9 protein-coding genes are annotated in these 13,392 nt (G+C 70.5%); 1 reads left to right on the top strand and 8 read right to left on the bottom strand.

Annotated features, from left to right (window positions below; genetic code table 11):
• The 7 genes from glgX to VJS38_RS08135 form a co-directional block, all read right to left on the bottom strand.
• A partial coding sequence (gene glgX, locus VJS38_RS08165; RefSeq protein ID WP_324087656.1) for a glycogen debranching protein GlgX occupies positions 1 to 3,117 on the bottom strand: 3,117 nt, incomplete at its 3' end.
• 3 nt (positions 3,118 to 3,120) lie between these two features.
• A complete protein-coding gene (gene glgA / locus VJS38_RS08160; protein ID WP_324087655.1) occupies positions 3,121 to 4,578 on the bottom strand; it encodes a glycogen synthase GlgA in 1,458 nt (485 codons plus the stop codon).
• Entirely contained in the window at positions 4,575 to 5,852 is a 1,278-nt protein-coding gene (gene glgC, locus VJS38_RS08155) for a glucose-1-phosphate adenylyltransferase (protein ID WP_324087654.1), read from the bottom strand. The genes glgA and glgC overlap by 4 nt, the downstream gene beginning before the upstream one ends.
• Positions 5,853 to 5,876: 24 nt before the next feature.
• Positions 5,877 to 8,096, bottom strand: a complete 2,220-nt coding sequence (gene glgB / locus VJS38_RS08150; protein WP_324087653.1) for a 1,4-alpha-glucan branching protein GlgB — start codon at positions 8,094 to 8,096, stop codon at positions 5,877 to 5,879.
• Entirely contained in the window at positions 8,093 to 10,570 is a 2,478-nt protein-coding gene (locus VJS38_RS08145) for a glycogen/starch/alpha-glucan phosphorylase (protein ID WP_324087652.1), read from the bottom strand. Before VJS38_RS08145 ends, glgB begins: the two co-directional genes overlap by 4 nt.
• 149 nt (positions 10,571 to 10,719) lie before the next feature.
• Complete coding sequence (locus VJS38_RS08140; RefSeq protein WP_324087651.1) at positions 10,720 to 10,995, bottom strand: hypothetical protein; 276 nt, start codon at positions 10,993 to 10,995, stop codon at positions 10,720 to 10,722.
• Between the two features lie 144 nt (positions 10,996 to 11,139).
• The gene (locus tag VJS38_RS08135) at positions 11,140 to 11,718 is read right to left on the bottom strand and encodes a hypothetical protein (protein ID WP_324087650.1); all 579 of its coding nucleotides are present in this window, start codon (positions 11,716 to 11,718) and stop codon (positions 11,140 to 11,142) included.
• Here VJS38_RS08135 and VJS38_RS08130 point away from each other — a divergent pair.
• A complete protein-coding gene (locus VJS38_RS08130) occupies positions 11,693 to 12,691 on the top strand; it encodes an NAD(P)-dependent alcohol dehydrogenase (RefSeq protein WP_324087649.1) in 999 nt (332 codons plus the stop codon). The genes VJS38_RS08135 and VJS38_RS08130 overlap by 26 nt on opposite strands.
• A gap of 28 nt (positions 12,692 to 12,719) precedes the next feature.
• Here the strand turns inward: VJS38_RS08130 and VJS38_RS08125 are convergent.
• Positions 12,720 to 13,392: homogentisate 1,2-dioxygenase domain-containing protein (locus VJS38_RS08125; protein WP_324087648.1), on the bottom strand; the 673-nt coding region annotated here is incomplete at its 5' end.

The raw sequence follows: 13,392 nt of genomic DNA, 5'->3' as shown, positions 1-13,392 counted from the left end.
GGGCGCGGCGCCCACCGCCAGGTCGCGGCACAGCCCGAGGTCCGGCGCGTGCCGGGCGGCCTCGGCGAATTGCCGGTCGCAGAGGTGCTGCAGCGCCTGGTGATAGGCCAGCCGCTCGGGCCGGGCGGCGACGAAGGCGGCCACCGCCTGGCTCGCCGGATCGCGCAACGCCTGCGGCCAGTCGCGCCAGCCGACGCCGGGGTAGGCCTCGCGGATCACCTGGAAGGCGCAGAAGTCGGCCAGGGCCTGGCCGCCGGCCGTCACGAAGGCTGCGAAGTCCTCGCCGTGGGCGAGGTCCGCCGCCGAGGCTAGCGCCGCATCCTTCAGCCGGCCGACGGCGGTGTAGTCGATGAGGGCGGGGCTTTGATCGCCCTTCGCCGAGCCGCCGAACCGGGAGACGTCGAGGTAGAGCGGATCGACGAAGCGCCGGTCCGAGGGCTGATAGGGACTGGCGCGTTCGCGATCGTCCGGGAAGAGGGCGTGCAGCGGGTTGAGGGCGATCAGCCGGGCGCCGCTCTCGCGCGCAACATCGCCGAGCTCCGCCAGGGCGGTGAAGTCGCCGATCCCCTGGTCGCCGCGCCGGCGCAGGGAGTAGAGCTGGGCGGCCAAGCCGAAGACCCGCTCGCCCTCGGCCAGGGCCGGCGGCTCGAAAGCGCGGCGGGGCGCGACGATCAGCTCGCCCTGTTCGGCGCCGACGCGCAGGCGATAGCGGCCGGGCGGCGGCGCCGGCAGGCGGGCCTGGCCGTCGGCGAGCATCGTCGGCATGGCGCGGCCGTTTTCGTCCTCGACGACCATCCAGGCTTGCAGCGAGCGGACGGGGAAGACGATAGCCTCGCCCTCCGGCGCCACGACGCCCGCCGGCAGGACCGCACGCCGAGGCGCCGCGAGCCGCCACAGGCTGTCGCGAACATCGCCGCTGGTGGCGGCCGGTAGGTCCATGGCTGCGAGCAGGGCGCGCTGCGTCTCGATGCTTACCCGATGACGATCGCCGTCGAGGGAGCGCCATTCGGGCGCAATCCCGGCGGCGGCGGCAAGCTGGGCGACCTGGCCGTCGTCGGCCGCACGCGGCGCCCGCTTCGACGGCGTCTCGACCGCCAGCAGCACCGATCGTGACGACAGCGTCAGCGCGACGGCGGCGAGGGTTTCTTCGTGGCCCGGATCGGCGCTGTCGGCGATCACCCGCCAGGCGTGGCCGTCGCGCGGCTCCGGGAGCTGCGCCGCCAGCGCTTGTTCGCCGCGATTGACCAGCACGGCGGCCCGGTCGACGCCCTCGGGAAGGGTGGCGGTCAGGACCATCTGCAGGGCCGGGCCTTGCGGATCGTCCCAGTCCTGGGCGGTGAGAGGGCCGCCGTCGGCTCCGCGCCACTCGACGTCGGGCAGGGAAGAGGCCTCGGCTTCGCCCGTCAGGAAGCGGTCTTCGCGCAGCGCCGGGTGCTCGCGGCGGGCTCGGACCAGGCGGGCGGTGAAGGCGGCGAGGTCGAGGTTCGCGCCGGCCCAGTCGATCCAGCTGGTCGTATTGTCCTGGGCGTAGGCGTTGTTGGCGCCGCCCTGGCTCTGGCCGAGCTCGGCGCCCATGGAGAGCATCGGCGTTCCGCGCGCGAGCAGCAGGGTGGCCAAGAGCGCGCGCTGGTCGGCCAGCCGGCGCGCCCGGATGGCCGGGTCGTCGCTGCGGCCTTCGACGCCGTTGTTCCAGGAATGGTTCTGGTCGGTCCCGTCGCGGTTCTGCTCGCCGTTGGCCTCATTGTGCTTGGCCGCATAGCTGACGAGGTCGGCGAGGGTGAAGCCGTCGTGGGCGGTAATGAAGTTGACGCTGCGCGAGGGCCTGTGGCGGCCGCCGAAGCGGTCCTGCGAGCCCGCCAGCCGCCCGGCGAACTCGCCGAGCGTCGCGCCATCTCTAGAGCTTGGGCTGCGCCAGAACCGCCGCGTGGTGTCACGGAAGCCGTCGTTCCACTCGCCCCAGGCGCCCGGAAAGCGGCCGAGCTGATAGCCGCCCGGCCCGCAGTCCCAGGGCTCGGCGATCAGCTTCAGGCCGCGGAGCAGCGGATCCTGGTCGATGGCCGCCAGCAAGGACGCCTCGGGATCGAAGCCGTCGGCTCTGCGGCCGAGCACGGTGGCCAGGTCGAAGCGGAAGCCGGCGACCCCGCCGCGCCGCACCCAGGTCCGCATCGCCTCGGTCGCCAGCCGCACGCCCTGGCGCCGGTCGAGGCGCAGGGCGTCGCCGGTGCCCGCGTGGTCGAGGTAGCGCGCGGGGTCGGCCGGATCGAGCCAGTAGTAGCCGGGATTGTCGAGCCCGCGCAGCGAGAGCGTGGGGCCCAGGGCGTCGCCTTCGCCGGAGTGGTTGAAGACCACGTCGAGGATCACCTCGATTCCGGCGGCGGCCAACGCCGCCGTCGCCGCCCTGACCTCGGACCAGCCGCCCGGCGCGAGCCTGGGGTCCGGAGCGCAGAAGGCGACCGGATTGTAGCCCCAGTAATTGGAGAGCCCCAGCGGCGGCAGATGCCGCTCGTCGATCCAGGCGGCGGTCGGCAGAAGCTCCAACGTGGTGATTCCGAGGTCCGCCAGATGCTCGAGCACCGCCGGATGGGCCAGCGCGGCGAAGGTCCCGCGTTGCGCCTCCGGGACCTCGGGATGCAGCATCGTCAGGCCGCGGACGTGGGCCTCGTAGATCACCGTGCGTTCCCAGGGGACGACCGCGGGCGGCGGGAGCTCCGGCCCGGCGGCCAGGACGATCGCCTTGGGGACGATGGGCGCGGTGTCGACGCTTCGCGGCGGCTGGAGCAGCAGCTCGGGCGCCAGCACGAACGGCCGGTCGAGCGCCACGGCGTAAGGATCGACCAGCAGTTTCCAGGGATCGAACCTAAGGCCGCGTTCGGGCGCGTACTCGCCGTGGGCGCGCAGGCCGTAGAGCGCGCCTTCGCCGATGCCGTCCACATGGCCGTGGAACACCTGGCCGGTGCGCTCCGGCAGGCGGATGCGCGTCTCCCGGCCCGCGTCGTCGAACAGGCACAAGTCGATGGCCGTGGCGGTGGAGGAGGCGACGGCGACATTGACGCCGGCCGCGGTGAGCGTGACGCCCAGGGGCTCTGGCCTGCCTGCCGTCACCCGCGCCTGGCCCATCGTTCAGCCCGCTCTTTCCGTGATGAGATCGGCGTAGAGCCGCGCGTATAGCTTCGCCGATTGCGCCCACGAGACGTCGCAGGCCATGCCGTTCAGCTGCAGCCGCCGCCAGGTCTCGGGAGCGCGATAGAGATCCAGCGTGCGGCGGACCGCGCTCTCCAGCATCGTCGTCTCGACGGGCGCGAACTGCACGCCGCTCGCCGCGCCGGACGCCAGGCTCATCGGCGTGGCGTCGATCACCGTGTCCGCCAACCCGCCGACCCGCGCCACCACCGGGACGGCGCCATAGCGAAGGGCGCAGAGCTGGGTCAGGCCGCAGGGCTCGAACCGCGATGGGACCATCAAGGCGTCGACCCCGCCCTGGATCTGATGGGCGAGCGGCTCGTCGTAGGCGAAGACGCAGCCGACCTGGCCCGGATAGGCGGCCGCCGCCTGCCGGAAGCCGCGCTCCAGCTCCGGCTCGCCCGAGCCGAGCAAGGCCAGCTGCGCGCCCTCGGCGACGAGCATCGGCAGCGCCGCCAGCAGCAGGTCGAGGCCCTTCTGCCAGCTCAGCCGGCTGACCACGCCGAACAGCGGCGCCCGCCGATCCTGGGCGAGCCCGAGGCGGGCCTGCAACGCGGCCTTGTTGGCGGCCCGCGCATCGAGCGTCTGGGCGTCGTAGCGGGCGGCGATCAGCGGATCGCGGGCCGGGTCCCAGGTCGTGGTGTCGATGCCGTTGAGAATGCCGCTCAGCCGGTCGGCGCGGCCGCGCAACAGGCCGTCCATGCCCATGCCGCGCTCCGGCGTGCAGATCTCCGCCGCGTAGGTCGGCGAGACGGTGGTGATCCGGTCGCAGAGCCGCACGGCCGCCTTCAGGAAGCCGATGTCGCCGTAGTACTCGACGCCGTCGGGCGTGAAGGCCCGGGTCGGCAGGCCAAGGTCCGCCAGCAGCCTGCGGTCGAACTGTCCCTGGAAGGCGAGGTTGTGGATGGTCGCCACCACCCCGGGCCGCGGGCCGCGGTCATAGGTCAGGAAGGCGGCCGCCAGCCCCGCCTGCCAGTCGTGGCTGTGGACGATCTTCGGCCGGTAGCGCGGGACGAGCCCTTGGCCGATGCTGGCCCCGGCCCGCGCCAGGGCGGCGAAGCGGCGGGCGTTGTCGCCGAAGTCGCGCCCGTCCAGCCCCGCGTAAGGGCCGCCCGGCCGGTCGTAGAGGTGCGGCGCGTCGAGCACGAAGAGGTCGAGGCCGGCGGCGCTTGCCGACAGCAGCTTCGCCGGCCCGCCATAGAAGTCGGGCAGCAGGCGCATCGTGCGGGCCGTCTCCAGCCCTGCGAGCACCGTGGGGTAACCCGGCAGCAGGGTGCGTACGCGCACGCCGAGCGGCTTGAGGGCGCCGGGCAGGGCGCCGGCCACGTCGGCCAGTCCGCCGGTCTTCACCAGCGGGTAGAGCTCCGAGGCGATCGCCAGGACGTCGATCTGGTTCACGCAGCCCCGGCGCCGAGCTTGTCGATCATTTTCTGGGTGATCAGGCAGACGCCGGCCTCGCTGCGCCGGAATCGTTGGGCGTCGAGCTGCGCGTCCTCGCCCACCACCAGGCCGTCGGGGACGTTCACGCCGCGGTCGACGATCACGTTCCGCAGGCGCACCGATCGGCCGATCGTGGCGTTGGGCATGATCACGCCCAGCTCGACGGTCGAGTAGGAGTTGATCCGCACGCCGCTGAACAGCAGCGAGCGCCAAACCGACGAGCCGGAGACGACGCAGCCGCCGGCGATCAGGGACGAGGTCGCGCTGCCGCGCCGGCCCGGATAGTCGTGTACGAACTTCGCCGGGGCGTTCATCTCGCTGTAGGTCCAGATCGGCCAGGATTGGTCATAGAGGTCGAGGTCGGGCACCACCTCGGTCAGGTCGATGTTGGCGGCGAAATAGCTGTCGATGGTGCCGACGTCGCGCCAGTAGGGCGGCGCGTCGGGCGTCGAGCGGATCGCCGAGCGGCTGAACGGGTGGGCGACCGCCTTTCCCCCTTTCACCAGCTTGGGGATGATGTCCTTGCCGAAGTCGTGGCTGGAGCTCGGATCGGCCGCGTCCTGGCGCAGCAGCTCGGCCATGAACTCGGTGTTGAAGACGTAGATGCCCATGCTGGCCAGCGCCATGTCGGGGTTGCCCGGCATGGGGGGCGGATCGGCGGGCTTCTCGACGAAGGCGGTGATGCGGTCGCTCTCGTCGACGGCCATGACGCCGAAGCCGACCGCCTCCATGCGCGGCACCTCGAGGCAACCCACGGTGACGTCGGCGCCCTGCTCGACGTGCTGCCGCAGCATCAGCTCGTAGTCCATCTTGTAGATGTGGTCGCCGGCCAGGATGACGATGAAGCGGGTGTCGTAGTCGAGGATGATGTCCATGTTCTGGTACACGGCGTCGGCGGTGCCGCGGTACCACATCTCCTCGGAGACCCGCTGGCTGGCGGGCAGGATGTCGAAGGTCTCGTTGCGCTCCGGCCGGAAGAAGTTCCAGCCGCGCTGCATGTGCCGGATCAGGCTGTGGGCTTTGTACTGGGTCGCCACCGCGATGCGGCGGATGCCGGAGTTCAGCGCGTTCGACAGGGCGAAGTCGATGATCCGGAACTTGCCGCCGAAATAGACCGCGGGCTTGGCGCGCACGTCGGTCATCTCCATCAGCCGGCTGCCGCGTCCGCCCGCCAGGACATAGGCCATCGCCTGGCGCGACAGAGGCGCGTTGATCGCGGGCCCGCCAGTCATTGCCGGATTCCTCCTGTCCAAAGCCTAGGCTTCATGCCCGGGGTCATATTGCAAGAACACCGTGGCGAGCGGCGGGATCACGATCTCGGCCGAAGCCGGCAGGCCGTGCGACGGCTGGTCGTGGGCCGTGACGCGGCCGAGGTTGCCCAGGTTCGAGCCGCCATAGACGCCTGCGTCGGAGTTGAAGGCCTCGCGCCAGACGCCGGCATGGGGCAGGCCGATCCGATAGCTCTGTCGCGGAACCGGCGTGAAGTTGCAGACCACCGCCACCGGCGCATCGTCCGGGCCGCCGCGCCGCAGCCATGCGAAGATCGACTGGGCCGCGTCGTCGACGACGATCCATTGGAAGCCCTCGGGCTCGCAGTCGTGGCGGTGCAGGGCGGGCGCCTCGCGGTAGAGGCGGTTCAGGTCGGCCACCGCGCGGCTGAGGCGGGCGTGCGGGGCGTGATCCAGCAGACGCCAGTCGAGGCTCTGGCGGAAGTTCCACTCCGCCCGCTGGCCGAATTCCTGGCCCATGAACAGCAGCTTCTTGCCGGGATAGCCCCACATGAAGCCGTAATAGGCCCGCGCCCCCGCGAACTTCTGCCAGTCGTCGCCCGGCATGCGCGACAGGATCGAGCCCTTCCCGTGCACCACTTCGTCGTGACTGAGCGGCAGGACGAAGTTCTCCGAGAAGGCGTAGATGAGGCCGAAGGTCAGTTCGCGGTGGTGGTGGCTGCGGTGGACCGGCTCGCGCGAGACATAGTCCAGCGTGTCGTTCATCCAGCCCATGTTCCACTTGAAGCCGAACCCCAGTCCCCCTTCGTCCACAGGCCGCGAGACGCCGGGCCAGGTCGTGGACTCCTCGGCCACCATCAGCACGCCCGGATGGGCGCCGTGCGTCAGGACGTTGAGCTCCTTCAGGAAGGCCTCGGCCTCGAGGTTCTCGCGGCCGCCGCGGATGTTCGGGACCCACTCGCCGGCTTTTCGCGAGTAATCGAGGTAGAGCATCGAGGCCACCGCGTCGACGCGCAGGCCGTCGATATGGAAGACCTCCAGCCAGTAGAGCGCGTTGGCGAGCAGGATGTTCGACACCTCGCGCCGCCCGAAGTTGAAGATCGCTGTGTTCCAGTCGGGGTGGAATCCCTGGCGCGGGTCTTCGTGCTCATAAAGAGCCGTGCCGTCGAACCGGTAAAGGCCGTGGGCGTCGACCGGAAAATGGGCCGCCGGCCAGTCGAGGATCACGCCCAGGCCCGCGGCGTGGGCCCGGTCCACCAGGCGCGCGAACCCCGCCGGGTCGCCGAACCGGCTGGTGGGCGCGAAGAGGCCGATCGGCTGGTAGCCCCAGGAATCGTCCAGCGGATGCTCCGAGACCGGCAGGAGCTCCAGGTGGGTGAAGCCCATCTCGGCGGCGTAGGGGATCAGGCGGTCGGCGAGCTCGTCATAGCTCAGGAAGCCGCCGTCGCTCCGGCGCCGCCAGGAGCCGAGGTGGACCTCGTAGATGGAGATCGGCGCCTGCCGGCCGACGCGCGCGGCCCGCGCCTGCAGGTAGGCCGCGTCGGTCCAGCCCAGGCGATCCAGCGAGGCGACGACCGAGGCGGTGGAGGGGCGCATTTCGCCGGCGAAGCCGAACGGGTCGGCCTTCAAAGGCAGGAGTTCTCCGTCCGGGCCTGCGATCTCGTACTTGTAGCGCGCACCCTCCCGGACGCCGGGGACGAAGATCTCCCAGAGGCCGCTGTCGATGCGCTTGCGCATCTGCGCGCGGCGGCCGTCCCAGGCGTTGAAGTCGCCGACCACCGAGACCCGCCGCGCATGCGGGGCCCAGACGGCGAAATGCGCTCCGGCGGAACCCTGGTGGATCGTCAGATGCGCCCCCAGCCGCTCCCAAAGCCGGCGGTGCGCGCCCTCGACCAGGAGGTAGTCGTCCATCTCGCCCAGCACCGGCGCGAAGCGGTAGGGATCGTCGATCTCCCAGGCGCCGCCGGCGTTGGCCGCGTGAAGCCGGTAGTCGGGAAGTTTCTTCCGGCGCGCCAGCAGCCCCTCGAAGAATCCGGCCGGATGACGGCGGTCCAGCGCGAGCAGCAGCGCGCCGTCCGGGCTGCGCGCCGCGAGCGTCTCGGCGTCGGGGGCGAAGGCGCGGATCACCACGCCGGCCGGCGTCAGGTGCGGGCCCAGCACCGCGAACGGGTCGCCATGCCGAGCGCCGACGATCGCGTCGATCTCGCGTTCGGCGATACGCCAGGTACTCGCGTCCGATGGACTCAACGGGGCTCCACGGGAATGCTCCAGATGTCCTCAGCATATTCACGGATGGTGCGGTCCGAGGAGAAGTATCCCATATGCGCGGTGTTCAATACTGCCGAGCGCCACCAGGCCGCCGGATCGCGCCACCGGCTGTCGACCCGGCGCTGGGCCTTCGCGTAGTCGACGAAGTCGCCGAGCGTCAGGAAATGGTCGTGCAGCATCAGCCCGTTCAGCAGGTCGCGGTAGAGGTCGGGCTGGCCCGGCGAGAAGCTGCCGGCGCCGATCTGGTCCAGCACCTGCTGCAGCATCGGCGAGCCGGCGATGATCGCCTCTGAGCCGAAGCCCTCGCGGCGGCGCTGCTCGACCTCGTCGGCGGTCAGGCCGAAGATGAAGATGTTGTCGTCGCCGACCCGCTCCTTGATCTCGACGTTGGCGCCGTCGAGCGTGCCGATGGTCAGCGCCCCGTTCAGCGCCAGCTTCATGTTGCCGGTGCCCGAGGCCTCCATGCCCGCCGTCGAGATCTGCTCGGAGAGGTCCGACGCCGGGATGATCATCTCGGCCAGGGAGACGTTGTAGTTCGGCAGGAAGACCACCTTCAGCCGGCCGCGCAGGACCGGATCGTGGTTCACCACCTGCGCCACGTCGTGGATCAGCTTTATGATCAGCTTGGCGTTGTGGTAGCTGGCCGCCGCCTTGCCGGCGAAGATCTTCACCCGCGGGGCCCAGTCCCGCGTCGGCTGGGCGCGCATGGCGTCGTAGAGCGCCACCGTCTCCAGGATGTTGAGCAGCTGGCGCTTGTACTCGTGCACCCGCTTGATCTGGGTGTCGAACATGGCGTCGGGGTCGACCTTCAGGCCGAGCCTGGCCTGGATCAGGTTGGCGAGCTTGACCTTGTGCTCGCGGCGGCTGGCCTGCAGCTCTTCGCGCACCGCCGCGTCGTCGGCGAAACGGGCGAAGTCGGCCAGAGCGTCGGCGTCGTCCAGCACCTTGCGGCCGACCGTCTCGACCAAGAGGTCGGTCAGCCGCGGGTTGGCGCACATCAGCCAGCGGCGGAAGGTGATGCCGTTGGTCTTGTTGACGATCCGGTCGGGATAGATGCGGTTGAAGGTCGAGAAGACCGTCTGGCGCATCAGGTCAGTATGCAGGGCCGAGACGCCGTTGACCTTGTGCGAGCCGATGAAGCTCAGCCAGCCCATCCGCACCTTGCGCCCGCCGTGCTCGTCGATCAGCGAGACCACGCCCAGCTCCTCGTCGCTGACGAGGTCGCGCTCCTTCAGTTCGTCGAGGTGCAGAGCGTTGATCAGGTAGATGATCTGCATGTGCCGCGGCAGCAGCCGCTCCATCAGCGGCACGCCCCAGTGCTCCAGCGCCTCCGGCAGCAGGGTGTGGTTGGTGTAGCTGAAGGTCTGGACGGTGAGGTCCCAAGCCTCGGTCCACCCCATCCGGTGCACGTCGACCAGCAGGCGCATCATCTCCGGGATGGCGATCGCCGGGTGGGTGTCGTTGAGCTGGATGGCGACGTGCTCGTGCAGGTTCTTCAGGTCGCCGTGCTCGCGCAGGTGCCGGTGCAGGATGTCCTGCAGGGCGGCGGAGGAGAAGAAGTACTCCTGGCGCAGCCGAAGCTCTTCGCCGGCAGGGCTATCGTCGGCCGGATATAGCACCTGCGAGATCGCCGCGGCGCGCGCCTGGGCGGCGAGCGCGCCGACGTGGTCGCCGCGGTTGAAGGCGTCGAGCCTGAGCGGGTCGGGCGCCCGGGCGCGCCAGAGCCGCAGCGTGTTCACGTGCCTGCCGCGCCAGCCGACCATGGCGGTGTCGTAGCCCAGCGCCTCGACCGTCTCGCCCGGCGTCCAGGCGTAGACCGGCTCGCCGTCCGCCCCCTCCCTGGCCTCGACCGAGCCGCCGAAGCCGATCGGATAGGTCACCTCCGGCCGCTCGAACTCCCACGGGTTGCCGGAGGCGAGCCAGTTTTCCGGCACCTCCGACTGCCAGCCGTTCTTGATCTTCTGGCGGAACAGGCCGTGGTCGTAGCGGATGCCGTAGCCGTAGGCGGCGATCTCCAGGCTGGCCATGCTCTCCATGAAGCAGGCCGCCAGGCGGCCCAGGCCGCCGTTGCCCAGCGCCGCGTCCGGCTCCTGCTCGAACAGGGGACCTAGGTCGACGCCGAGCTCGGCGAGCGCCCGGCGCATCACCTCGGTCAAGCCCAGCGCGTGCAGGCTGTCGTTGAGCAGGCGGCCGATCAGGAACTCGAGCGAGAGGTAGTAAACCCGCTTGCGCTTCTCGCGGTAGATCGTCCGCGTCGAGGGGAACCAGCGGTCGATGATGCGGTCGCGCACCGTCAGCGCCGTGGCCACATACCAGTCGTGCTGGCTGGCCACCGTCGGGTCCTTGCCGACCGAATAGGCGAGCTTGGCGACCAGCGTGCGGCGCAGCGCGGCCACCTCCTCGTCTTCCGCCGGCAGGGCGATCGAGACGGCGGCGTTCGGCAGGGACGTCATGAAGCTCTCATTCGCAAGGTTTCGGCGGCCGGACCGCGACGCCTGCGCAGAGACTTCAACCGGCGGACCTGCCGCGTCCAGCCTCACGTGCCGTTCCATCCCGCCTTATCGCGCCGAAGGACGTTTCGTCGCGCAAGGCCGCCGTCGGACTAGGCAGCGGCCGTTTCAGCCTCGGGCCGCCGCTCGGCCTCGACCTGCAGCAGGATCTGCGAGAACTCCTCGACCGTCGCGTCGACCAGGCAGGCGACGTCGGGCTCGTAGGCCTTGCGTGGCGGCGCCATCCACTTGCGGCCCTGGGGCGCGCAGGGAAGGGGCGCGTGCCCCGTCTGGCGGACCTCGTACACTCGGGCGGTGGCGTAGCAGCGCCAGCCGTAGGAGCTGCCGGCGAACTCATAGGCGCCGGAATAAGCCTGGAACGCGGACATCAGACGCCTCCCCCGCACCAAGGGCCGGTTGCTCGATTTTGCGCAAATGCCGCCCCGCCTGTCATGGATACGTTCACGGCCACGCTTGGTTCCGGCAAGAGGCGGAGTTTTGAGCAGCGCGGCCGAAAATTGAGCTTGGGCAGCCTATTCGGCCGCCATGGCCAGTCCTTCCAGCGCCCCGCCCAACCGGCGGCAACGGCTCAGAAGCGCCAGGTGGTCGGCGCCGTTCTGGACGTTGCGGACCCATGCCTTGTCGCCGTTGACTGCCAGGACCTCGAAATAGGGATGCAGGTTCGCGCCGGTGGCGACGAGGTCGCCGGGACGGATCTCTTCGTCGAACTCGCGCTCGTGGCTGATGCCGAAGACGTCGGAATAGCTGGAGAGGGTCATGATGGCCGCGCCCGTTGTCTGGAGCGGCTGGAACTTAAGGATCGGGTCGGAGAGGTGAACCCCGAGGAGGCTGCGCGACTTGTCGCAGCGCAAGGCGATCCCCGAGGGGCGGATCCGCTCTGCGCCAGGAGGCCGCGCCTCTGCCGTTCGTCGGCGATCGCCTGCAGGCTGTCCGCCAGGTCGTTCCCACATGCGGGGCGATTTCGCCGCCAGGGCGATATCGTCAGCTTCGCAGCGCTGCGTCTTTAGTCCGCGCCGCGCGAAGGCCAGGATCTGCCCCGTGAGACACCAGGAACGGGAGACGGACATGGCCGCGACGTCAGCCTTCGCCAAAGGCGGCGCGGGGATCGACAGCGTGGAACTGCGCGAGGTCGCGATCCCCGAGCCTGGGCCGGGAGAGGCGCTGGTCCGCCTGAAGGCCGCGACGCTCAACTTCCGCGACCTCTTGTTCGTCAACGGCGTCCTGCCCGGCATGACCAAGCAGCCGGAATACGTGCCGCTGTCCTGCGCCACCGGCGAGGTGCTGGCGGTGGGCGAGGGGGTGGCCCGGGTGAAGGCCGGCGATCGGGTCAATCCGCTGTTCCACCAGGGCCTCGCGGCCGGCGCGCGGAACTCGCCGGACATGCTGGGCGGCTCGGCCGACGGGGTGGCGCGCACCCACGCCGTCTTTCCGGCCGAAAGCCTCTGCCTGGTTCCTGACGAACTGGGCGACCTGGAGGCCGCGACGCTGCCGTGTGCGGCGCTCACCGCCTGGTCGGCGCTCTTCGATGCGCGACCGCTGAAGGCCGGGGAGCGCGTGCTGGTGCAAGGCGCCGGCGGCGTCTCCATCGCCGCCCTGCAATGGGCCAAGGCCGCCGGCGCCGAGGTGATCATCACGTCGTCGTCGGACGCCAAGCTCAAGCGCGCGAAGGCGCTGGGGGCGGACGTCGGCGTCAACTATCGCACCAGCCCCGACTGGGCCAAGGCCGTCCGGGCGGCCTCGGGCGGCAGGGGCGTCGACATCGTCGTCGACACCGCCGGCGCCTCCGAGCTGGAGGCCTCCGCGAGCCTGCTCAACGACGGCGGCGTGATCGCCGCGATCGGCATGCTGGGCGGGGACTTCAGCTGGAACAGGCAGATCGACAAGCCGATCGTGCCGATCTCGGTCGGCGACCGTGAGCAGCACGAGGCCATGCTCGCCTTCGCCGCCCGGCGCGGGATCCGCCCGGTGGTGGACGTGGTCTTCGACCTGACCCGGCTGACCGATGCGATGCGCTGCCTGGAGAGCAAGCAGTTCTTCGGCAAGGTCGGCGTCAACCTGCGCTGAGCCGCAGGAGAACATCGGCTCGCGGAGGTCACCGCGGAACCTGCGCCTTCGGGAACCCCGTCCAGCAGGCGTCATAGTCCTTCTGCAGCTGCGGCAGCGCCATCGCCTGGGCCGTGGGACGGATCACCCAGCGGCTCTCGAACATGAAGGCCAGGGCGTCCTCGATCCTGTGCGGCTCGAGCTCCGCCTGGACCGCCGCCTCGTAGCTGGTCCGGTCGGGGCCGTGGGCGTTCATACAGTTGTGCAGCGAGGCGCCGCCGGGGACGAAGCCCTGGGCCTTGGCGTCATAGGCGCCGTGCACCAGGCCCATGAACTCGCTCATCACGTTGCGGTGGAACCAGGGCGGCCGGAAGGTGTCTTCCGCCACCATCCAGCGCGGCGGGAAGATCACGAAGTCGACGTTGGCGGTCCCTGGGGTCTCCGAGGGCGAGGTCAGCACGGTGAAGATCGAGGGGTCCGGGTGGTCGAAGCTGACGGTGTTGATCGTGTTGAACCGCGCCAGGTCGTAGCGGCAGGGCGCCAGGTCGCCATGCCAGGCGACCACGTCCAGCGGCGACCACGGCAGGGTGGTGGTCCAAAGGCCGCCCTGGAACTTCTGCACCACCTCGGTCGGCGTCTCGTCGTCCTCGAACGCGGCCGCGGGCGCCTCGAAGTCGCGCGGACTGGCCAGGCCGTTGGAGCCGATCGGCCCCAGGTCCGGC

Origin of the sequence: Phenylobacterium sp., assembly GCF_035276905.1 — a bacterium.
GTDB lineage: Bacteria > Pseudomonadota > Alphaproteobacteria > Caulobacterales > Caulobacteraceae > Phenylobacterium.
The sequence above is the reverse complement of the archived record's forward strand: the minus strand, read 5'-3'. Positions and strand labels throughout refer to the sequence as shown.

Bases quoted from the DNA above. Each gene is read 5' to 3' on its own strand.
- VJS38_RS08140 (WP_324087651.1), bottom strand. From the start codon at position 10,995: ATGTCCGCGTTCCAGGCTTATTCCGGCGCCTATGAGTTCGCCGGCAGC.
- VJS38_RS08130 (WP_324087649.1), top strand. From the start codon at position 11,693: ATGGCCGCGACGTCAGCCTTCGCCAAAGGCGGCGCGGGGATCGACAGC.
- glgC (WP_324087654.1), bottom strand. From the start codon at position 5,852: ATGACTGGCGGGCCCGCGATCAACGCGCCTCTGTCGCGCCAGGCGATG.
- VJS38_RS08145 (WP_324087652.1), bottom strand. From the start codon at position 10,570: ATGACGTCCCTGCCGAACGCCGCCGTCTCGATCGCCCTGCCGGCGGAA.